This window comes from Williamsia muralis, from assembly GCF_002735905.1.
In the GTDB taxonomy this organism is placed as follows: Bacteria; Actinomycetota; Actinomycetes; order Mycobacteriales; family Mycobacteriaceae; genus Williamsia; species Williamsia muralis_A.
The window spans coordinates 79,004-99,615 of record NZ_PEBD01000004.1 but is presented as its reverse complement, the minus strand read 5'-3'; the positions used below and the strand labels follow the sequence as shown (position 1 = coordinate 99,615).

Genomic DNA, 20,612 nt, shown 5'->3' with positions numbered 1-20,612 from the left:
TCAGTCTCCCGTGAACTGCCCGGGCCTACGCTCGACAAAGGCGGACAACGCTTCGCGATGATCAGCCGTGCCGTGCGAGATCGCCTGCATCGCAGCCGACAACTCCAGGATGCCGCCGAGGTGTTGCGTATCCGCTTCGCGTAACAGCTTCTTCGTGAGACGCAATGCATTCGGTGGATTCGAGGCCACGCGGGCGGCCAACTGTTTAGCGGTGTCCATGAGGGCGTCGGCGGCCACCACCCGCGACACGAGTCCCCACTCCAGTGCGGTCGCCGCATCCACGCGGTCCCCGGTGAAGGCCATCTCCGCGGCGCGTGCCGCACCCACTGCGCGCGGCAGCAGCCATGCGCCACCATCGCCTGGAATCAGGCCCAGCTTCACGAAGCTCTCCGCGAAAAAGGCGTTGTCCGAGGCGATTCGCATGTCTGCCATCAACGCCAGATCACATCCGGCGCCCACCGCGGGTCCGTTCACCGCTGCGATGATCGGCACCTCGCAACCGTAGATCGCCCGCGTCAGTCGCTGTATCCCGCTGGTGTACCCGTGCTGGATGTCGGCCTGATTGCCGCCGAACATGCCGACCCGGTCCACCATGTCCTTGACATTGCCGCCTGCCGAGAACGCCGAGCCGGCTCCGGTGAGGATCACCACGCGTACGTTTCGGTCTGCGTTGGCGGCCGCGGCCAGGTCCACCATCCGGGACACGACCTCGTCGCCTGAGATGGGATTGCGGGCCTCGGGCATGTTCAGCGTCCAGGTGGTGATGCTGTCCTCGGTATGAGCGACGACGACTTCATGTGACCCGGTCACATCGTTGGGGTTGGTCATGCAATGGATTCTCCCCCTTCGCACGCCGCCAGGCGATATGCTTTTCCCGCTTCGACCCGGGCTCCATCTTGCGGCACCCGAGCAGGATCGCGAAACGCGGAGCGAGCATGTACATGCCCTACCCTCGGACGGAAGTTTCCATGTTCGCTGTCATCGCCCGCACGGTGGTCGCTCATCCGTGGCGGTTCATCGCCGGCTGGGTGGTGATCGCTGTATTGATCATCCTGTTCTCGCCCAACCTCGAGGATCGCACGAGCAACAATCAGCAAGACTTCCTGCCATCGTCGTTCGAATCGGTCCACGCCCAGGAACTGGGGAACGAGTACTTCCCGGCCACGGCCGGGGCCGGCGGCAGCCTGGTGATATCTCGTCCGGACGGCGCCCCGCTGACGCCGCAAGATCAACAGACCGCCCTGGGTTTGGCAACAACGTTGCAGGACTCCAAGATTCCCGGCGTCACGAGCGTCATCGGTAGTCCCCAATCGTTCTCACCGGACGGCAAGGTTGCCGCGCTCCAGGTGACCTTCGCCGGGCAACCCGGTGACGAGACGGTCAACGATGCGGTGGCCGATGTGCGCGACGATGCCACCAAAGATCTCGAAGGCACCGGGCTCACAGCGGGTCTCACCGGCAATGCCGCGATATCCGTCGACAGCAACGCCGCCTACGCTGATGCCGAGCAGGTCATCACCATTGCGACGGTGGTCATCATCCTGCTCACGCTCGGGCTGGTGTTCCGCAGTCCCATCATCGCTATCCTGCCCATTGTCGTGATCGGCGTGGTCTTCATCGCTGTTCGTGGTGTGACAGCCATGGCCGCAGGCCTTTTCGACTTCGAGGTGAGCACCACCCTCGACGCGATCCTGGTGGTCGTGCTCTTCGGTGTAGGCACCGACTACATCGTCTTCCTACTCTTCCGGTACCGGGAGGAGTTGCGGCGGGGTGACTCTCACAATCCGGCGATCATTCTCTCGACGCGAGTTGTCGGTCGCGTGGTCGCGTCGTCGGCACTGACGGTGATCGGGGCCTTCTCCGCGCTGTTCCTCGCCAAGCTGGGCTCACTCAGTTCGCTGGCACCGGGTCTGATCATCGCTGTGGCAGTCATGCTGATGACCGCCCTCACGCTCATCCCCGCCATTTTCACCATCTTGCATCGCCACCTCTTCTGGCCCCTCGGACCGGGCCACGACCCCAGACGCTCGCCGTTCGCCGGGATCGGCCGATTCGTGGGCGGCCGACCGATCATCGTGGTCGGCACGGTGGTGGCGGGCCTGATAGTGCTGGCGGTCTTCAGCACCGGATACAAGGCCACCTACGACACCCTGGCCGAAATGCCCTCGGACACACCGTCTCAGCAGGCGTTTGACACGCTGGCCGACTCACTGCCTCCGGGTGCACTGAGCCCCACCCAGGTGTACGTGAAGACGCCCGGTCCGGTCCCGCAGGACCAGTTGGCCACGCTCGAGGCAAACCTGGCGAAGGTCCCCGGCGTGGCGTCGGTGCAGCCACCCAAGATCAGCCAGGACGGCACGGCCGCGCTGATCAACGTCATCTTGACCCAGAGTCCGTACACCACCGACGCTCTCGACACGGTGGAAGGCCCCGTGCGGCAGACAGCACACGATTCGATCCCCGGGGCCGAGGTCTACGTCGGCGGACAGACGTCGACCTTGGTCGACGTGCGCAAACAGCTCGGTTCCGACACCGGTCTGGTGTTCCCGGTGGCCGTGGTGATCGTCGGTGTGATCCTCGGACTGCTCCTCATGTCGGTTCTGGCGCCGATCAATCTGCTCATCTGCGTCGGGCTCACTTTCGCCGCCACACTCGGCGCCCTCGTCATCGTCTTCCTGCACGCGGCCGGCCTCGCAGGTATTGATTTCTCGACGCCGATCGTCCTCTATCTGTTCGTGGTCGCAATCGGCACCGACTACAACATCCTGCTCGCCGAGCGATTGCGAGAGGAGTTCCGCGACGGCCATTCACCTCCTGACGCGGCGCGGATCGCCATCGCCAACGACGGTCCGACCGTCGCCGCGTCGGGCACAATCTTGGCGCTGACCTTCGCCTCGCTCACACTCACCGGACTCGACAACCTGAAGGAGCTCGGTGCGGGAGTCGCGATCGGTGTCCTGCTCGCATCGCTTGTGATGGCTCCCACGCTGGTGCCTGCCCTCTCAGTGTTGCAGCGCAAGGCGTTCTGGTGGCCGGCGAACGACGTGCCCGGCGGGCCGAAGCAGTCGCCACCCTCGCGGTCCGATGGCGACGCGACCGCCAGCGGCCCCGCAGATTCATCAACTGCCCGCTCCTGACGGTGCCCGGCGCGTAGCATCGGGCTGGTGACAGAGGCACCGTCGCGTTCCAATCGTCTTGATGTGCTGCGGGTTCTGGTCTACAGCAGCGACGCTGCCACCCGCCGGCAGGTCATCGAGGCACTGGGCGACCACCCCCCTTCCGGACTCGCCCCGTTCACCTATGTCGAGGTGGCAACTCAGCCCGCCGTGCAAGCCAGGATGGACGAGGGCGGCATCGATCTGGTCATCCTCGATGGGGAGGCGTCTCCCGCGGGCGGCATGGGTATCGCCAAACAACTCAAAGACGAGGTGGACCGCTGCCCTCCCGTGGTCGTTCTCACCGGCCGTGCCGAGGACAGTTGGCTTGCCAACTGGTCGCAGGCAGAAGCGGTTGTCCCCCGGCCTCTTGATCCGTTCACCCTCACCCAGGCCGTTGTGGAAGTCCTGCGTCCCTCACGTTGACTCCCCTCTGACCCGCGTGGATTTATGCGCGATCGAGATAACTGGGATGACAAATCGGCAACCCGTGTCACCGCGAGAACCCTGCCGAGCACCGAGGTCTCACGAGTAGCGTGTGTCTCAGATCACACACAGCCCATGTGCGGTCGCACCTCGGACAGCCTGCTCGTCCGCCCGGTCGATGACCGCCGCTCCACCGCCACTCGCGGGAAAGGAGGATTCGGTGCCATGAATCTCTACGTGCCGATCCTCGTTCTCGGTGCCATCGCCGCCGCCTTCGCGGTCTTCTCGGCAATGCTCGCCTCGGCGGTGGGGCCCCATCGCTACAACCGCGCCAAACTCGAAGCGTATGAATGCGGGATAGAGCCCATTCCGAATCCCCTGCGAGGCAGAGACTCTGGGAGCGCCGGACTATCTGCCGGTCAGCGGATACCCGTGAAGTACTACCTGACAGCCATGCTTTTCATCATCTTCGACATCGAGATCGTCTTCCTGTACCCGTGGGCGATCTACTTCGACTCGCTCGGCTTGTTCGGCTTGATTGCCATGGCGCTGTTCATCTTCAACGTCTCGGTTGCCTATGCGTATGAATGGAGGCGGGGCGGCCTGAGCTGGGATTGATTGTCTGCTGGACACATTCGAAAAGAGAGTAACCACCATGGGACTCGAAGAGAAGCTGCCGAGCGGGTTCCTGCTGAGCACCGTCGAAGGTCTCGCCGGATACATGCGCAAGGGTTCCCTGTGGCCGGCCACCTTCGGATTGGCCTGCTGCGCAATCGAGATGATGGCCACCAGCGGTGGGCGCTTCGACATCGCCAGGTTCGGCATGGAAGCGTTCCGGGCGTCGCCGAGGCAGGCCGACCTGATGATCGTCGCCGGCCGGGTCAGCCAGAAGATGGCGCCGGTGCTCCGGCAGATCTACGACCAGATGGCTGAACCCAAATGGGTTCTGGCCATGGGTGTTTGCGCTTCATCGGGCGGCATGTTCAACAATTACGCGATCGTGCAGGGCGTCGACCACGTCGTGCCGGTCGACATCTACCTACCCGGCTGCCCGCCGCGGCCCGAGATGCTGTTGCACGCCATTCTCAAGCTGCACGAGAAGATCCAGGACATGCCGCTCGGGGTCGACCGGGTGGAGGCCGTCAAAGCTGCTGAGGCCGCAGCACTCACCGCCACCCCCACCATCGAGATGAAGGGGTTGCTGCGATGACGCCGCCCGATGACGAGCACTCCCGCGACGACGCTCCCGGCGAGGTCATCGGTGTCCGTCGGGGGCTGTTCGGCGTACGAGGCAGCGGCGACACGTCTGGTTACGGCCGCCTCATCCGGCCGATCACCCTGCCGGGCAGCACTCCTCGTCCGTACGGTGGCTACTTCGACGAGGTGGTGGACACCCTCGGGCAGGCGCTGAAAATGGTCGACACACCTGTCGAGATTCTCGACGCCCTCGAGAAGATCGTGGTCTACCGCGAGGAACTCACCCTGCATGTCTGTCCCGCGCATCTGCCGGTGATCGCACAGACACTGCGAGACGACCCGGGGTTGCGTTTCGAGCTGTGCCTGGGTGTCAGCGGAGTGCACTACACCGACGAGACCGGCCGCGAACTCCACGCCGTCTATCCGCTCATGTCGATCACCCATAACCGGCGAGTCCGGCTAGAGGTCGCCGTTCCGGACGCCGATCCGCACATCCCTTCGCTCCACGCGATCTACCCCACCACCGACTGGCATGAACGCGAGACCTACGACTTCTTCGGCATCGTCTTCGACGGCCACCCGTCGCTGACGCGGATCGAGATGCCGGACGACTGGGCGGGACATCCACAGCGCAAGGACTACCCCCTTGGTGGAATCCCTGTGGAGTTCAAGGGCGCGCGTATACCGCCGCCTGATCAGCGGAGGTCCTACAACTGATGAGCGACAACATCGACACGGGCAGCAACCTGTTCACCGCCACAGGCCAGGACTGGGACCACATCGTGAGTTCAGCCGCCGAGTCCGGCGAGGAACGCATCGTGGTGAACATGGGACCGCAGCATCCCTCGACTCACGGGGTGCTGCGGTTGATCCTGGTACTCGAGGGGGAAACCGTCACCGAGGCCCGCTGCGGAATCGGATACCTCCACACCGGCATCGAGAAGAACCTGGAGTTCCGCAACTGGACGCAAGGTGTCACGTTCGTGACCCGGATGGACTACCTGTCGCCGTTCTTCAACGAAACCGCCTACTGCCTGGGCGTGGAGAAGCTCCTCGACATCACCGATCAGATACCGGAACGGGTCAACGTGATCCGGGTGTTGCTGATGGAGTTGAATCGCATCTCCTCGCATCTGGTCGCGCTGGCGACCGGCGGCATGGAACTCGGCGCGGTGACCGCCATGCTGTTCGGTTTTCGCGAGCGCGAACTGATCCTCGACATCTTCGAGATGATCACCGGATTGCGGATGAACCACGCCTTCATCCGGCCGGGTGGGCTGGCTCAAGATCTGCCCGACGGGACGGCGGCGAAGATCGGCGAAGTTCTCGAGGTGCTCCCCGGGCGGCTGCGGGACATGGAAGGCCTGTTGAGCGAGAACTACATCTGGAAGGCGCGCACACAGGGGATCGGCTACCTGGACCTCACCGGCTGTATGGCGTTGGGGGTCACCGGCCCCATTCTCCGTGCGACCGGTCTGGCGCACGACCTCCGACGGTCTGCGCCGTACTGCGGTTACGAGAACTATGAGTTCGACGTGATCACCGATGTGGCATGCGATTCCTACGGTCGCTATCTGATTCGTGTCAAGGAGATGAAGGAGTCCCTGAAGATCGTCGAGCAATGCCTCGACCGATTGCGCCCCGGCCCGATCATGGTGGAGGACAAGAAGATCGCGTGGCCTGCCGATCTTGTCGTTGGCAGCGACGGGTTGGGCAATTCACGCGAACACATCGCCGAGATCATGGGCTCGTCGATGGAGGGGCTCATCCACCACTTCAAATTGGTCACGGAGGGCATGCGGGTGCCGCCGGGCCAGGTGTACGTGTCGGTCGAATCGCCTAGGGGCGAGTTGGGTGTGCACATGGTCAGTGACGGCGGGACCCGACCGTACCGGGTGCACTTCCGCGACCCCTCCTTCACCAATCTGCAAGCGGTGGCTGCCATGTGCGAGGGCGGGATGATCTCGGACGTGATCGCTGCGGTCGCGAGCATCGACCCTGTGATGGGCGGCGTGGACCGATGACTGCCGAGCCCGTCTTCCTCACCTTCGGTGATCCGGTGCCGCCGGCGCAGCGCTATCCCGCCGATGTGGTGGCCCGGCTCGAGCCGGACGCCCGCGAGATCATCGCCCGATATCCCGATGCGCGGTCCGCACTGCTGCCGCTGCTGCACCTGGTCCAGAGCGAGGACGGGTACATCACGCCGGCCGGGATCGCCTTCTGCGGAGGGCTTCTCGAGCTGACGCCGGCGGAGGTGACCGCGGTGTCCACGTTCTACTCGATGTACCGCCGGCGGCCGACCGGGGATTTCCTGGTCGGGGTCTGCACCAACACCTTGTGTGCGGTCATGGGCGGAGATGCGATCCTGGCCGACCTCATCGACCACCTCGGGGTGGCGCCGGGGGGGACCACCGCGGACGGGTCGATCACGCTCGAGCATCTCGAGTGCAATGCGGCGTGCGACTTCGCGCCCGTGGTGATGGTGAACTGGGAGTTCTTCGACAATCAGACGCCGGAGTCGGGCCGCGAGCTGGTTGACGCATTGCGTTCAGGCGAACAGGTCACTCCGACACGGGGTGTGCCGCTGTGCACCTTCCGCGAAACAGCCCGCATCCTGGCGGGATTCCCAGATCTGAGGCCTGGTTCCTCAGCGGCCGCCGGAAGCGCCGGCGACGCCAGTCTCGCCGGTCTCCGGATCGCCCGCGACCGGGGTATGGAGGCCCCCGCCTCCGATCACTCAGGCGTTCCGGACAAGGGATCTACCGACGTGGACCGGACCAATGAGGCCGACGAGGCAAAGGCAACCCAAACGGCCGCAGACAAGCCTGCGCCGGCACCGAATGCACAGTCAGACAACGATACTGCGACCACTGACAGCAAGGAGGTGTGAGATGCCGCTGGCACCGGTCCTGAGCCGCTACTGGGACGAGCCCGAGTCCTGGACGCTCGACACCTACCTCGAACACGAGGGCTACCAGGCACTTTCGAAGGCACTGGCGATGGAACCCGACACGGTCATCACCACGATCAAGGAGTCGGGCCTGCGAGGACGGGGAGGAGCCGGGTTCCCCACCGGGATGAAGTGGTCGTTCATTCCCCAGGGCGACGGCAAACCCCACTACCTCGTGGTCAACGCCGACGAATCCGAACCGGGTACCTGCAAGGACATGCCGCTACTCCTCGCCACCCCCCACGTGCTGATCGAGGGGATCATCATCGCCGCGTATGCCATTCGCGCGGCACACGCGTTCATCTACGTGCGCGGCGAGGTGGTCCCGGTCCTGCGCCGACTGCACAACGCCGTCGCCGAGGCATACGCCGCCGGATATCTCGGCGACAACATCCTCGGCAGTGGTTTCCATCTCGACGTGGTGGTGCACGCCGGTGCCGGCGCCTACATCTGCGGTGAGGAGACCGCGCTGCTCGATTCGCTGGAAGGGCGCCGCGGACAACCTCGTCTGCGTCCACCCTTCCCCGCCGTCGCGGGCCTCTACGCCAGCCCCACCGTGGTCAACAATGTCGAGTCCATCGCCAGCGTGCCGCCGATCATCCAGTACGGCAACGAGTGGTTTCGATCGATGGGGAGTGAGAAATCGCCGGGGTTCACCCTGTACTCGTTGTCCGGCCATGTGACACAACCGGGACAGTACGAGGCACCGTTGGGCATCACGCTGCGCGAGCTGCTCGACTACGCAGGCGGTGTTCGCGCCGGGCATCAACTCAAGTTCTGGACCCCCGGTGGCTCATCCACCCCGATCTTCACCGATGAGCACCTCGACGTCGCCCTGGACTACGAAGGCGTGAGCGCAGCCGGATCGATGCTGGGCACCAAGGCCTTACAGATCTTCGACGAGACCACCTGCATCGTCCGCGCGGTTTTGCGGTGGACCGAGTTCTACGCCCACGAGTCGTGTGGAAAGTGCACTCCCTGCCGCGAGGGCACCTACTGGCTGGTGCAGATCCTCCGAGATCTCGAGAACGGCAACGGATCCGAAGCCGACCTCGACAAACTCCTCGACATCTCCGACAGCATTCTCGGCAAGTCGTTCTGCGCTCTCGGTGACGGTGCAGCCAGCCCGATCATGTCGTCTCTCAAATATTTCCGTGACGAGTACGTGGCCCATGCCGAACACGGCGGCTGCCCGTTCGATCCGGCGCGAGCAACACTGTTCGCGTCAGCAGGTGCTCCGATGAACGCAGGTGCGCGATGACGGCCGTCGACAACAGCCCGGCGTCGGGGGGCTCGGCGGCCCTCGATCTCGTGACGATCACCATCGATGGCGTGGAGCTCAGCGTACCCAAGGGCACCTTGGTGATTCGCGCCGCTGAACTGATCGGCGTACAGATCCCGAGGTTCTGCGACCATCCCCTGCTCGAACCGGTCGGGGCATGCAGGCAATGCCTGGTGGAGGTGGAGGGCCAACGAAAACCTCTCGCCTCCTGCACCACCACCGCAACCGAGGGCATGGTGGTGCGCACCCAGATCACCTCGCCGATTGCGGAGAAGGCCCAGCGTGGGGTGATGGAACTGCTCCTGATCAACCACCCGCTGGACTGCCCGGTGTGCGACAAGGGCGGTGAGTGCCCGCTACAGAACCAGGCGATGTCCACCGGGCGGGCGGAGTCTCGCTTCGAAGGGGTCAAACGTACCTTCCCCAAACCGATTCCACTGTCGAGCGAGGTGCTGCTCGACCGCGAGCGGTGCGTACTGTGCGCACGATGCACCCGGTTCTCCGAACAAGTCGCCGGCGACCCGTTCATCGATCTCCTCGAACGAGGAGCCCAGCAGCAGGTGGGGATCGCGGCAGACGCACCATTCGAGTCATATTTTTCGGGTAACACCGTGCAGATCTGTCCGGTGGGGGCACTGACGGGTGCGGCCTATCGCTTCCGCGCCCGGCCGTTCGACCTCGTTTCCAGCCCCAGCGTCTGTGAGCACTGCGCAAGCGGGTGCGCACAGCGCACCGATCATCGGCGGGGCAAGGTGATGCGCCGACTGGCCGGGGACGACCCAGAGGTGAACGAAGAGTGGAACTGCGACAAAGGCCGATGGGCTTTCACCTATGCCACTGCTCGCGATCGCATCACCACACCCCTCATCCGGGACGCGGACGGTGAGTTGGTACCGGCATCCTGGTCACATGCGCTGGACATCGCCGCACGCGGACTGCGCGCGGCCCGCGGTCGGGCCGGGGTTCTCGTCGGTGGACGCGCAATGGTCGAAGACGCGTATGCCTATGCCAAGTTCGCTCGAACAGCGCTGCACACCAACAATATCGACTTCCGTAGCCGCGACCATTCGGTCGAGGAAGCACAGTTCCTGGCGGCCCACGTGGCCGGGCGGCTCCTGGACGTCACCTACACCGACCTCGAGAACGCGCCCTCAGTGCTACTCGCCGGCTTCGAACCCGAAGAGGAATCGCCGATCGTGTTCCTCCGACTGCGCAAAGCGGTGCGCACCAGGGGAATGGTGGTGCAGGCCATCGCGCCCTATCGCAGCCGCGGCCTGGAGAAGCTGTCGGCCCGGGTGATCTCGGTGGTACCGGGTGACGAACCCGGCGCACTCGCCGCGCTGACCGACTCGGCTCCCCTCACCCGGCCCGGCTCCATCATCGTCGTCGGCGAACGCCTCGCGTCCGTTCGCGGCGCATTGTCGGCGGCGGCCGCTCTTTCCCGTGCGACCGGCGCCAGGCTCGCGTGGATCCCCCGCAGAGCCGGTGACCGTGGTGCACTGGAAGTCGGTGCGCTGCCCGGTCTTCTGCCGGGCGGGCGACCGGTGGCCGACCCCGAGGCCCGCGCAGAGCTCGCAACCGTGTGGGGGCTCGATCTGCCGCAGGAACCCGGCTTGGACACCGGTCAGATCCTGGCGGCGGCGGGTGGTGGGTCACTGGGGGCGCTGCTCGTGGGCGGTGTCGAACTCGACGACCTTCCCGACCCTGACGCCGCACGCTCCGCACTGGACACCGCACCTTTCGTCGTGAGTCTGGAAGTGCGGACCAGCGACGTCACCGATCGCGCCGACGTGGTGTTCCCGGTGGCACCGGTGGTAGAGAAGAGCGGCACTTTCGTGGACTGGGAGGGGCGTCCCCGATCGTTCGCAACCGCACTGCCCGCCACCGACTCGATGCCCGATCTCCGCGTCCTTAATGCAATCGCGCGGCAGATGGGTATGGATCTCGGGCTCCCCGACCCCGGCAGAGCCCGAGCTGAGCTGGCCGGTCTCGGAGCCTGGTCGGGTGCCGGCGCCCCGGCACCCGACACGTCTGCGGCAGAACTGCCCACAGTTCGACGTGGCGAGGCCATCCTGACCGGCTGGCGCTTGTTGCTCGACTCCGGTCGTCTGCAAGACGGTGAGCCCCACCTCGCGGGTACGGCTCGGCGACCGGTGGCACGCATGTCGGCGGCCACCGCTGTCGAGAACGGCCTCGCGGCAGACGATCTCGTCACGGTCAGCACGGACCGCGGGGTCATCACTCTCCCGGTGGACATGGTCGACATGCCCGATCGGGTGGTCTGGCTGCCGCTCAATTCACCGGGCAGTCAGGTCTACGCCGAGCTCGGGCCGGCGATCGGCAGCATCGTCAAGGTGTACCGAGCAGACGCAGGGGTGCGGCCATGAACGACCTGTCCGAGTTCGGCCACGACCCCTGGTGGCTCATCCTCGCCAAGGCGTTGATCGTCTTCGTCTTCCTGCTGCTGACCACGCTGGTCGCCATTCTCGCCGAACGAAAGGTGATGGCGTGGATGCAAACCCGCGTCGGACCCAACCGTGTGGGGCCCATGGGAATGCTGCAGAGCCTGGCAGATGGTGTGAAGCTCGCCCTCAAAGAGGGCATCATTCCCCGTGGAATCGACAAACCGATCTATCTGCTCGCTCCGATCATCGCCGTCATTCCGGCCATCATGGCGTTTGCCGTGATCCCGTTCGGACCGGTGGTCTCGGTGTTCGGCCACCGAACCCCACTTCAATTGACCGATCTGCCGGTGGCCGTGCTGTACATCCTCGCCGTCACCTCGGTGGGCGTGTACGGCATCGTTCTCGCCGGATGGGCTTCCGGCTCAACGTATCCATTACTCGGTGGGTTGCGTTCGACAGCGCAGGTCATCTCGTACGAGATCGCAATGGGTTTGACCTTCGCAGCAGTCTTCCTCCATGCCGGCACCATGTCCACGTCGGGGATAGTCGACGGTCAACTCGACACCTGGTACGTCTTTCTCCTCCTGCCCTCGTTTGTCGTCTATGTGTTCTCGATGGTCGGCGAGACCAACCGGGCGCCTTTCGACCTCCCCGAGGCAGAAGGCGAACTGGTCGGCGGCTTCCACACCGAGTACTCATCGCTGCGGTTCGCGATGTTCATGCTCGCGGAGTACATCAACATGGCCACGGTATCGGCCCTCGCCGCAACGATGTTCCTCGGCGGATGGCATGCGCCGTGGCCCCTTTCGATCTGGGACGGCGCCAACTCCGGCTGGGTCCCACTGATCTGGTTTGTCGCCAAGGTCTGGGGCTTTCTCTTCTTCTTCATCTGGTTGCGGGCCACGCTGCCGCGGCTGCGCTACGACCAGTTCATGACGCTGGGGTGGAAGATCCTCATCCCGGTGTCACTGGGATGGGTCATGGTCGTCGCAACCATCCGTGCTCTGCGGGTGGAGGGCCACGACATCGGTTCAGTGGTCGACGTCATCGCCGGCGTGGTCTTCGCGATCGCCTTGCTGGCTGTGTTCTGGGCGATGAGTCGTTCCAAGCGACGTCGAGCCGGCGAGGCGAACGCAGGCCCCGACCTTTCCGCACCGTTCGACCCCATGGCCGGGGGATTCCCGGTGCCGCCACTGACCGGGCAGAGCCGGCCCGGCCAGACATCCCGAGGACAGACCGGATCCGCATTACCGGCCGCAAGACGTTCGGAGCCGACACCGGCCTCGCAACCCGTTCCGATGAAGGAGAGCAGCGATGCGTAATCCGCTTGAACCACTTGCCGGTTTCGGGGTCACGTTCTCGTCGATGTTCAAGAAGAACAACACCGAGTTGTATCCGGAGGAGAAGGCTCCGACGGCGGCACGCTATCACGGGCGACACCAGCTCAACCGCTACGCCGACGGACTCGAGAAGTGCATCGGCTGCGAGCTGTGCGCCTGGGCGTGCCCGGCCGACGCGATCTACGTCGAGGGCGCGGACAACACCGAAGCGCAACGCTTTTCACCCGGTGAGCGGTATGGGAGCGTCTACCAGATCAACTATCTACGCTGCATCGGATGCGGGCTGTGCATCGAAGCCTGCCCCACCCGGGCCCTCACCATGACAAACGAGTATGAGATGGCCGACGACAACCGGGCCGACCTCATCTATGGCAAGGACAAACTCCTCGCCCCGCTCGAACCGGGCATGGAGTCACCGCCCCACCCGATGCAACCGGGCAGCACCGACGAGGATTACTACCGCGGCTCGGTGATCGCCACAAACGAAGTGCCGCAATGAACCCGGCATGGGCAGCTGAGACGCTGACCCGGACGTCCACGGGCGAGGCGATCCAGTTCTGGGTACTCGGCACCGTCGCCGTCCTGGGCGCGCTGGGTGTGGTGTGCGCAACCAAGGCTGTGTACTCGGCAGTGTTCCTGGCCATGACGATGATCATCGTTGCGGTCTTCTACATCGCGCAGGGCGCGCTGTTCTTGGGTGTGGCCCAGATCGTCGTCTACACCGGCGCGGTGATGATGCTGTTCCTGTTCGTTCTCATGCTGGTCGGGGTGGACTCGTCCGATTCACTGGTCGAGACACTCCGTGGACAACGACTCGGCGCCATCTGCGCCGGGCTCGGATTCGGGATCCTGCTGATCGCTGGGATCGGAAGTGCCACGGTCACAACCTTCGCCGGAGTCGATGACTCGACGACGGTGGTGGCGAACCGTTCACCGGGAGGCGCGACCGGAGGCAACGTCGAAGGACTCGCCGAGCTGATCTTCGTCCGGTACCTGTGGGCGTTCGAGCTCACCGGCGCGTTGCTCATCACCGCGACCATCGGAGCGATGGTGCTGGCCCACCGCGAACGCCTCGGCGATCGGAACAGTCAGCGCGAGCTCTCCATCCGGCGCTTCCGCGAAGCCGGGCGCCGCACCCCTCTGCCGAATCCCGGTGTCTACGCCCGGCACAACGCCGTCGACATGCCGGCACTGCTACCCGACGGCTCGTTCTCCGACTCATCGGTGAGTGATGTTCTCGAGCCTCGGGATCCGACGGGCCCCAACCTCGGATCGGCCAAGTCGGATCGAGCCGGGGGGCGGCGCTCATGAATCCCGAGAACTACCTGTACGTCTCGGCTCTGCTGTTCACGATCGGGGCATCCGGGGTCCTGATCCGCCGCAATGCCGTGGTCGTGTTCATGTGCGTGGAACTGATGCTCAACGCCTGCAACCTGGCCTTCGTCACGTTCGCCCGGATGCACGGCAACCTGGACGGTCAGGTCATCGCCTTCTTCACCATGGTCGTCGCGGCCACCGAAGTTGTTGTGGGACTGGCGATCATGATGACCATTTTCCGAACCCGCCGCTCGGCCTCGGTCGACGATGCCGACCTGCTGAAGCTATGAGACACGGATGAACACAACCATCTGGATCCTTCCGGCGCTCCCGCTCGCCGGGTCGATCGTGTTGTTGCTCGGCGGCAGGCGCACCGACTCGTGGGGTCATCTGCTCGGCACCCTCATGGCGATCGCCTCTTTCGTCTACGGGTTGATGCTGTTCACCGACATGCTCGGACGCCCCGAAGACGAACGCGCCGTACACGAGAACCTCTTCACCTGGGTGCCCGTCGGTGAGCTGCGTGTGGACTTCGGTCTGCAACTGGACCAACTGTCGATGTGTTTTGTCCTGCTGATCACCGGCGTGGGCTCACTCATCCACATCTACTCGATCAGCTACATGGCCGACGATCCTGCTGAGATCGAAGGCAGCTCCGCAGGCTTCGTGCCCCGCCGCCGGCGGTTCTTCGCCTACCTCAACCTCTTCCTGGCAGCCATGCTTCTGTTGGTTCTCGCCGACAACTATCTCGGCCTCTACCTCGGATGGGAGGGCGTCGGACTTGCCTCCTACCTGTTGATCGGGTTCTGGCATCAGCGTCCGTCGGCGGCCGCAGCGGCGAAGAAGGCCTTTGTGGTCAACCGCGTCGGCGACATGGGTCTTGCCATCGGCATGATGATCATGTTCGCGACATTCGGGTCGGTGGGCTTCGCGGAGGTGTTCGCCGGAGCCGACGAGGCCGGTGAGACAGTGCTGACCTTCCTCGGCCTGATGCTGCTGCTCGCCGCGTGCGGCAAATCGGCGCAGGTCCCGCTGCAATCCTGGCTCGGGGATGCCATGGAGGGCCCCACGCCGGTGTCCGCGCTGATCCACGCCGCAACCATGGTGACCGCCGGCGTCTACCTCATCACCCGGTCGGGCCCGATCTTCGACCTCGCGCCGGGAGCCCAACTCGCGGTTGTGGTCGTCGGCGCGGTCACGCTCTTGTTCGGCGCGATCATCGGCTGCGCCAAGGACGACATCAAGAAGGCCCTCGCCGCCTCCACCATGAGCCAGATCGGTTACATGGTGCTCGCCGCCGGACTGGGGCCGGCCGGATATGCCTTCGCCATCATGCATCTCATCACACACGGCTTCTTCAAGGCCGGTCTGTTCCTCGGGGCCGGGTCGGTGATGCATGCGATGAACGACGAGACCGACATGCGCCGTCTCGGCGGCTTGCGTGCGCTGATGCCGATCACCTTCGTCACCTTTGGGGTCGGCTATCTGGCCATCATCGGAATCCCGCCGTTCGCAGGCTTCTTCTCCAAGGACAAGATCATCGAAACAGCTTGGGCAGCAGGTGGTGTGAAAGGGGTGATCCTGGGCATCGTCACCGTGCTCGGTGCCGGTATCACAGCGTTCTACATGACACGCGTGATGCTGATGACCTTCTTCGGCACGAAGCGCTGGCAGGCCGACACCCAAGGGGTGCACGCGCACCCACACGAGTCGCCTGCCCTGATGACCGGACCGATGATCCTGCTGGCCCTCGGATCCGTCTTTGCCGGTGGGTTCTTGGCATTCGGTGGTTCACTGCAGCACTGGCTCGAACCGGTGGTCGGTGAACACCACGACGAGCTGCCCGTTCCCATCTGGGTGATCACCGCCGGCACACTCGCGGTGGTGCTGGCCGGCGTCGCCGTGGCCTGGCGGCAGTACGCCCGCCGCGACATCCCCGTTGTCGCACCGAAGGGACGCGCACTCACCGTCGCAGCCCGCCGCGACCTCTACGGCGACGCATTCAACGAAGCGGCGTTCATGCGACCTGGCCAGAAGCTGACCGGAGCACTGGGGTCGGCGGACTCGAAAGGCGTTGACGGCCTGGTGAACGGACTCGCGGGCGCCGTCGGCGCCACATCCACGCTGATCCGAAGAGTGCAGACCGGATACGTCCGCTCGTACGCGTTGTCGATGTTCGCCGGGGGCGCCCTCTTGGTCGCGATGATGATGTTGGTGAGGGTGTGGTGAACGGAATCCCCTGGCTGACACTGTTGTGGGCGGTACCGGCGATCGGTGCGGTTGTCATCTTGATGTTGCCTCCTCGACTACGAGTGGTCGCCAAATGGGCGGCACTGGCAACGTCGGTAGGGGTGCTCGCCCTCGCCATTGTGTTGGCGGTCCGCTTCGATCCCGGTGGCGATCAATACCAGTTCGTCGAATCACGCTCATGGATACCCGCTTTCGGTACCCGCTACGAGCTCGGTATCGACGGCATCGCACTGGCGCTCGTGGTGTTGACCGCCGTGTTGCTTCCCCTCCTGCTCCTGGCCGGATGGAACGACGCCGACGCCGACCGACGGCGTGCGACCCATCGCTACATGGCACTGATGTTGCTGGTCGAGGCCATGGTGATGGTGTCGTTCACCGCGCTCGACATCTTCCTCTTCTACATCTTCTTCGAAGCCATGCTGATCCCGATGTACTTCCTCATAGCGGGTTTCGGTGCCGCAGAACAGGCTCCGGGCCAGCGGTCGCGGGCGGCGGTGAAGTTCTTGCTGTACAACCTCGCCGGGGGCCTGGTCATGCTGGCCGCGGTGATCGGCCTGTACGTGGTGACCGCCGACCAGGGCGGGGGTACGTTCGACTTCCGCGAGATCGTCTCGGCCGTCTCCTCCGGGTCGCTGGACATCGACCCCACTGTCGGCAAAGCCCTGTTCCTGGGCTTCATGTTCGCCTTTGCGGTAAAGGCGCCGCTGTGGCCGCTGCACACATGGCTCCCGGATGCGGCAGTGCAGGCCACCCCCGCCGGTGCGGTGCTGATGATGGCCGTGGTGGACAAGGTGGGCACCTTCGCGATGCTCCGGTACTGCGTGCAATTGTTCCCCGATGCGACAAGGTATTTCACCCCGTTGATCGTCACGCTGGCGGTCATCGGCATCATCTATGGCGCCATCCTCGCGATCGGCCAGACCGACCTGATGCGACTGATCGCCTATACGTCGATCTCTCACTTCGGCTTCATCATCCTGGGCATCTTTGCACTCACCAGTCAGGGACAGTCCGGTTCCACGCTGTATATGGTGAATCACGGCATCGCCACCGCGGCACTGATGCTGATAGCCGGGTTCCTGGTGTCCCGGCGCGGATCACGGGCGATCGCCGATTTCGGCGGGGTTCAGAAAGTCGCGCCGCTGCTGGCCGGCACGTTCCTGGTGGCGGGTCTGGCGACTCTGTCGCTTCCCGGTCTGGGTCCGTTTGTCAGCGAGTTCCTCGTCTTGATCGGCACTTTCACCCGCTACCCGGTGGCCGCCGTCTGCGCATCGGTGGCTTTGGTACTCGCCGCGATATACGTGCTGTGGATGTACCAGCGGGTGATGACCGGCCCCGTGAACAAGGGCACCGAGCGCCTCACCGATCTGCACGGCCGCGAAATGCTGGTGGTCGCACCCCTTCTGGCGCTGCTGCTGGCGCTGGGCATCTACCCCGCACCGGTGCTCGACATCATCGATCCCGCCGTGGGCCACACCCTCACCGTCATCGACGAGCGTGACCCCGCACCGGCTGTTGCCGAGCCCGATGGAGGTGACCGATGAACGGTTGGGCGCTGAATACTGCCCAGGACGTGCTGCCTGCGCCGTCGATCGAATACGCACAACTCTCACCGATGTTGATCGTGTTCGCGGCGGCGGTGGCCGCAGTACTGGTCGAGGCGTTTGCACCCGATCGATTCCGGTACGCGTTGCAGCTTCTCCTGAGCGTCGGTGGCCTGGTGGCAGCATTCACAGCTGTTGTGGCACTGGCAGGTACACGCGAATCGGTGGCGGTCGGTGCCGTGGCAGTCGACGGCCCGGCACTGTTCATGCAAGGCACGATCTTGGTGGTGTCGGCGTTGTCCATCCCCCTCATCGCCCAGCGCACCCTTGCGGGCGTGACCGTCGGCGCCGGGGTGGGCGCGGCCGCCGGTGGCCGGGTGAAGTCGCTGGACGCGTTCACATCTGCTGCGTCCACCGTGCCGGGCAGCGAGCCGGAACGACGAGCGACGACTGCCGGGCTCGCGCAGACGGAAGTGTTCCCCCTCATGCTGTTCGCGGTCGGCGGCATGCTGTTGTTCCCCGCGGCCGACGACCTGCTGACAATGTTCGTGGCGCTCGAAGTACTGTCGCTGCCGTTGTATCTGATGTGCGGTCTCGCACGCCGACGTCGGCTGCTTTCGCAGGAAGCAGCCTTGAAATACTTTCTGCTGGGAGCCTTTTCATCGGCGTTCTTCCTCTTCGGGGCGGCGTTCCTCTACGGCTACGCCGGGTCGGTCGATTTCCCGGAGATCGCGGCTGCCGTCGACGCCGAGGCCGGTGACAAGACGCTGGCTTTGATCGGGACGGGCCTGGTCTCGATCGCTTTGCTGTTCAAGATCGGTGCGGTGCCGTTTCACTACTGGGTCCCGGACGTCTACCAGGGCGCCCCAACGCCCATCACCGCCTTCATGGCCGCAGCCACCAAGGTCGCCGCATTCGGTGCGATGTTGAGATTGTTCTACGTGGCCCTGCCCGGTTTGAAAGACGAATGGCGTCCGGTGTTGTGGGCGATTGCGATCCTGACGATGGTCGTCGCCTCCGTCGTTGCGATCACCCAGACCGACATGAAGCGCATGCTCGCGTATTCCTCTGTGGCGCACGCCGGTTTCATCCTGGCCGGTGTTGTCGCCCTCAACCGGGCAGGACTGTCGTCCACGATGTTCTACCTCGTCGCCTACGGCTTCAGTACCGTCGGCGCATTTGCCGTGGTGACCCTGGTGCGGGACCGGGCAGGCGAGGTCGGCGAGATGTCGCGGTGGGCGGGTCTGGGACGGCAGTCACCGTTGGTGGCCGGGACTTTCGCGTTGTTCCTACTCGCGTTCGCCGGTATCCCTCTGACGAGTGGCTTCGTCAGCAAGTTCGCGGTGTTTCAGGCGGCCGCGTCCGGCGGCGCTGTTCCGCTGGTGATCGTCGGGGTGCTGAGCAGCGCAATCGCCGTGGTGTTCTACGTCCGGGTCATCGTGCTGATGTTCTTCTCCGAACCACCTGTCGACAACGCCCCCACCGTTGTGGTGCCGAACACCGCGACCACCTTTGTCATCGGTCTCGGTGCTGTCGCGACCATCGTCCTCGGCATACTTCCGCAGCCGCTCCTCGACCTCGTGGATCAGGCAGCGGTCTTTCTGAGTTGAGCCCCGCCCTCACACCTTGCCTTCTCGACTCGCGGACTCCACCCGCATGAGCCCGTGCCCGTTGAACCCTGCGGTCGCGGCGGTGAGGGTGATGCGTGCGCCGTGCCATGGCCCGTCCGTAAACCGCACTCTGACCACGTATTCGGCTCGGGGTACACGCTCGGTCGCCACCGCTATCTGGGCGTCCATGACCGTGGACATGTCGTCGGGATGGAACTCCGCGTTCTGAGTGGCCCATCGATCCAGCGGGGCAGGCGGCTCGGCCAGCCACTCGGTGACGATGCCCGTCGCGAAATCGACATGCCCGATGCCCCACTCCCCGTCCACAAGCCGCGCGACCACCCGGGCCGTCCGGCGGTTGTAGGCTGCGGCCGAGCTGGGTTCGCGCACGTCGGTGATGTCGTGGACGATTCCCTTCAACTCCCAGGCGTCGTAGCCATTCTTGACCGCGCGCATGGTCATGTACACCTGGGCCAGATCCCCGTCGTCCCGGCGGACGGTGATGTCGCTGTCGAATGCTTCACCGTCTGTGATGCTTCCCGACATGATGTCGGCCACATACGTGCCGAGTTCGCCCTCCCGGGGGAACGCCTCGAAATACTTGAACACCTCGGGGCTCACCCGCGTCGTCTGCGGATCGGTGATCCCGAGGATCTCGGTCTCGATGGTCGGTCCATGATGGGTCAGCTGTGTTGCCGGATCCCACAGGAACGCTCCGATCAGACGACGAGGCGGCGGCAGCTCGTGCTCGAGGCCCACCCACACCTGGACGCCGTACACGCTGCCTGCGGGTCCTTCGACAGGGTGCGCGACCATCCTCAGCGATTCGTTCTTGCCTGCGGAGAACACCCGGCGAACACTGCTCCGCGAGCCGACCACGTCGCCGACCATCGTCAACAGTGCCGCAGTCACCTGGGGACTCCGCAGATTGTCGCGCCGACGGATCGACGAATAGCGCCGTGGCCTCACCCTGTCGAACACGAGAGTGGGCTCTCCATTGCCCATACACTCGATGAGAATCCAGCCGTGACCCATGAACACCCCCACACAAGAAATCGCTGTCATGCAGCACCACCGCTGCGACGGATACCCCGGTCACCGATTACACCCCACCGTCCAGGTGCGACCTCATGCGG

General features: G+C 64.6%; 18 protein-coding genes. 16 read left to right on the top strand and 2 right to left on the bottom strand.

What is annotated here, in order from left to right:
• Positions 1 to 828, bottom strand: coding sequence for a crotonase/enoyl-CoA hydratase family protein (locus tag CSW57_RS01115; RefSeq protein ID WP_189339097.1), 828 nt, complete (start codon positions 826 to 828; stop codon positions 1 to 3).
• Between the two features lie 140 nt (positions 829 to 968).
• On the opposite strand from CSW57_RS01115, the gene CSW57_RS01110 reads away from it, so the two are divergent.
• The 16 genes from CSW57_RS01110 (at position 969) to nuoN (ending at position 19,476) form a co-directional block, all read left to right on the top strand.
• Positions 969 to 3,137 carry an MMPL family transporter gene (locus CSW57_RS01110; protein ID WP_099381101.1) on the top strand — a complete coding sequence of 723 codons (2,169 nt, stop codon included), beginning with the start codon at positions 969 to 971 and terminating at the stop codon, positions 3,135 to 3,137.
• A 27-nt stretch (positions 3,138 to 3,164) separates the two neighbouring features.
• Positions 3,165 to 3,581, top strand: a complete 417-nt coding sequence (locus CSW57_RS01105; protein ID WP_030168730.1) for a response regulator transcription factor — start codon at positions 3,165 to 3,167, stop codon at positions 3,579 to 3,581.
• Positions 3,582 to 3,806: 225 nt separating this feature from the next.
• Complete coding sequence (locus CSW57_RS01100; RefSeq protein ID WP_099381949.1) at positions 3,807 to 4,199, top strand: NADH-quinone oxidoreductase subunit A; 393 nt, start codon at positions 3,807 to 3,809, stop codon at positions 4,197 to 4,199.
• Between the two features lie 37 nt (positions 4,200 to 4,236).
• Positions 4,237 to 4,791, top strand: coding sequence for a NuoB/complex I 20 kDa subunit family protein (locus CSW57_RS01095; RefSeq protein WP_030168726.1), 555 nt, complete (start codon positions 4,237 to 4,239; stop codon positions 4,789 to 4,791).
• Complete coding sequence (locus CSW57_RS01090) at positions 4,788 to 5,495, top strand: NADH-quinone oxidoreductase subunit C (protein WP_099381100.1); 708 nt, start codon at positions 4,788 to 4,790, stop codon at positions 5,493 to 5,495. The genes CSW57_RS01095 and CSW57_RS01090 overlap by 4 nt, the downstream gene beginning before the upstream one ends.
• Positions 5,495 to 6,802 carry an NADH dehydrogenase (quinone) subunit D gene (nuoD, locus tag CSW57_RS01085; protein ID WP_099381099.1) on the top strand — a complete coding sequence of 436 codons (1,308 nt, stop codon included), beginning with the start codon at positions 5,495 to 5,497 and terminating at the stop codon, positions 6,800 to 6,802. The genes CSW57_RS01090 and nuoD overlap by 1 nt, the downstream gene beginning before the upstream one ends.
• Entirely contained in the window at positions 6,799 to 7,668 is an 870-nt protein-coding gene (gene nuoE / locus CSW57_RS01080; RefSeq protein WP_099381098.1) for an NADH-quinone oxidoreductase subunit NuoE, read from the top strand. Before nuoD ends, nuoE begins: the two co-directional genes overlap by 4 nt.
• A gap of 1 nt (position 7,669) precedes the next feature.
• Positions 7,670 to 8,989 (top strand): NADH-quinone oxidoreductase subunit NuoF, encoded by a 1,320-nt coding sequence (gene nuoF, locus CSW57_RS01075; RefSeq protein WP_099381097.1) that lies wholly within the window; start codon positions 7,670 to 7,672, stop codon positions 8,987 to 8,989.
• The gene (locus tag CSW57_RS01070; RefSeq protein ID WP_099381096.1) at positions 8,986 to 11,397 is read left to right on the top strand and encodes an NADH-quinone oxidoreductase subunit G; all 2,412 of its coding nucleotides are present in this window, start codon (positions 8,986 to 8,988) and stop codon (positions 11,395 to 11,397) included. Before nuoF ends, CSW57_RS01070 begins: the two co-directional genes overlap by 4 nt.
• Positions 11,394 to 12,737 carry an NADH-quinone oxidoreductase subunit NuoH gene (nuoH, locus tag CSW57_RS01065; RefSeq protein ID WP_099381095.1) on the top strand — a complete coding sequence of 448 codons (1,344 nt, stop codon included), beginning with the start codon at positions 11,394 to 11,396 and terminating at the stop codon, positions 12,735 to 12,737. Before CSW57_RS01070 ends, nuoH begins: the two co-directional genes overlap by 4 nt.
• Positions 12,730 to 13,254, top strand: a complete 525-nt coding sequence (gene nuoI / locus CSW57_RS01060) for an NADH-quinone oxidoreductase subunit NuoI (RefSeq protein WP_099381094.1) — start codon at positions 12,730 to 12,732, stop codon at positions 13,252 to 13,254. The genes nuoH and nuoI overlap by 8 nt, the downstream gene beginning before the upstream one ends.
• A complete protein-coding gene (locus tag CSW57_RS01055; protein ID WP_099381093.1) occupies positions 13,251 to 14,066 on the top strand; it encodes an NADH-quinone oxidoreductase subunit J in 816 nt (271 codons plus the stop codon). Before nuoI ends, CSW57_RS01055 begins: the two co-directional genes overlap by 4 nt.
• Complete coding sequence (gene nuoK / locus CSW57_RS01050; protein ID WP_099381092.1) at positions 14,063 to 14,362, top strand: NADH-quinone oxidoreductase subunit NuoK; 300 nt, start codon at positions 14,063 to 14,065, stop codon at positions 14,360 to 14,362. The genes CSW57_RS01055 and nuoK overlap by 4 nt, the downstream gene beginning before the upstream one ends.
• 7 nt (positions 14,363 to 14,369) lie before the next feature.
• A complete protein-coding gene (gene nuoL, locus CSW57_RS01045) occupies positions 14,370 to 16,301 on the top strand; it encodes an NADH-quinone oxidoreductase subunit L (protein WP_099381091.1) in 1,932 nt (643 codons plus the stop codon).
• On the top strand, positions 16,298 to 17,866 hold the full coding sequence (locus CSW57_RS01040; protein ID WP_099381948.1) for an NADH-quinone oxidoreductase subunit M: 1,569 nt from the start codon (positions 16,298 to 16,300) through the stop codon (positions 17,864 to 17,866). The genes nuoL and CSW57_RS01040 overlap by 4 nt, the downstream gene beginning before the upstream one ends.
• Positions 17,863 to 19,476 carry an NADH-quinone oxidoreductase subunit NuoN gene (gene nuoN, locus CSW57_RS01035; protein WP_099381090.1) on the top strand — a complete coding sequence of 538 codons (1,614 nt, stop codon included), beginning with the start codon at positions 17,863 to 17,865 and terminating at the stop codon, positions 19,474 to 19,476. Before CSW57_RS01040 ends, nuoN begins: the two co-directional genes overlap by 4 nt.
• 9 nt (positions 19,477 to 19,485) lie before the next feature.
• Here the strand turns inward: nuoN and CSW57_RS01030 are convergent, their stop codons facing one another.
• The gene (locus CSW57_RS01030) at positions 19,486 to 20,541 is read right to left on the bottom strand and encodes a GAF domain-containing protein (RefSeq protein WP_143696445.1); all 1,056 of its coding nucleotides are present in this window, start codon (positions 20,539 to 20,541) and stop codon (positions 19,486 to 19,488) included.
• Between the last annotated feature and the right edge of the window lie 71 nt (positions 20,542 to 20,612).

Bases quoted from the DNA above. Each gene is read 5' to 3' on its own strand.
- nuoF (WP_099381097.1), top strand. From the start codon at position 7,670: ATGCCGCTGGCACCGGTCCTGAGCCGCTACTGGGACGAGCCCGAGTCC.
- CSW57_RS01090 (WP_099381100.1), top strand. From the start codon at position 4,788: ATGACGCCGCCCGATGACGAGCACTCCCGCGACGACGCTCCCGGCGAG.
- nuoD (WP_099381099.1), top strand. From the start codon at position 5,495: ATGAGCGACAACATCGACACGGGCAGCAACCTGTTCACCGCCACAGGC.
- CSW57_RS01100 (WP_099381949.1), top strand. From the start codon at position 3,807: ATGAATCTCTACGTGCCGATCCTCGTTCTCGGTGCCATCGCCGCCGCC.
- CSW57_RS01110 (WP_099381101.1), top strand. From the start codon at position 969: ATGTTCGCTGTCATCGCCCGCACGGTGGTCGCTCATCCGTGGCGGTTC.
- CSW57_RS01095 (WP_030168726.1), top strand. From the start codon at position 4,237: ATGGGACTCGAAGAGAAGCTGCCGAGCGGGTTCCTGCTGAGCACCGTC.
- nuoN (WP_099381090.1), top strand. From the start codon at position 17,863: ATGAACGGTTGGGCGCTGAATACTGCCCAGGACGTGCTGCCTGCGCCG.
- nuoK (WP_099381092.1), top strand. From the start codon at position 14,063: ATGAATCCCGAGAACTACCTGTACGTCTCGGCTCTGCTGTTCACGATC.
- nuoI (WP_099381094.1), top strand. From the start codon at position 12,730: ATGCGTAATCCGCTTGAACCACTTGCCGGTTTCGGGGTCACGTTCTCG.
- CSW57_RS01115 (WP_189339097.1), bottom strand. From the start codon at position 828: ATGACCAACCCCAACGATGTGACCGGGTCACATGAAGTCGTCGTCGCT.
- CSW57_RS01030 (WP_143696445.1), bottom strand. From the start codon at position 20,541: ATGACAGCGATTTCTTGTGTGGGGGTGTTCATGGGTCACGGCTGGATT.
- CSW57_RS01070 (WP_099381096.1), top strand. From the start codon at position 8,986: ATGACGGCCGTCGACAACAGCCCGGCGTCGGGGGGCTCGGCGGCCCTC.
- CSW57_RS01055 (WP_099381093.1), top strand. From the start codon at position 13,251: ATGAACCCGGCATGGGCAGCTGAGACGCTGACCCGGACGTCCACGGGC.
- nuoE (WP_099381098.1), top strand. From the start codon at position 6,799: ATGACTGCCGAGCCCGTCTTCCTCACCTTCGGTGATCCGGTGCCGCCG.
- nuoL (WP_099381091.1), top strand. From the start codon at position 14,370: ATGAACACAACCATCTGGATCCTTCCGGCGCTCCCGCTCGCCGGGTCG.
- nuoH (WP_099381095.1), top strand. From the start codon at position 11,394: ATGAACGACCTGTCCGAGTTCGGCCACGACCCCTGGTGGCTCATCCTC.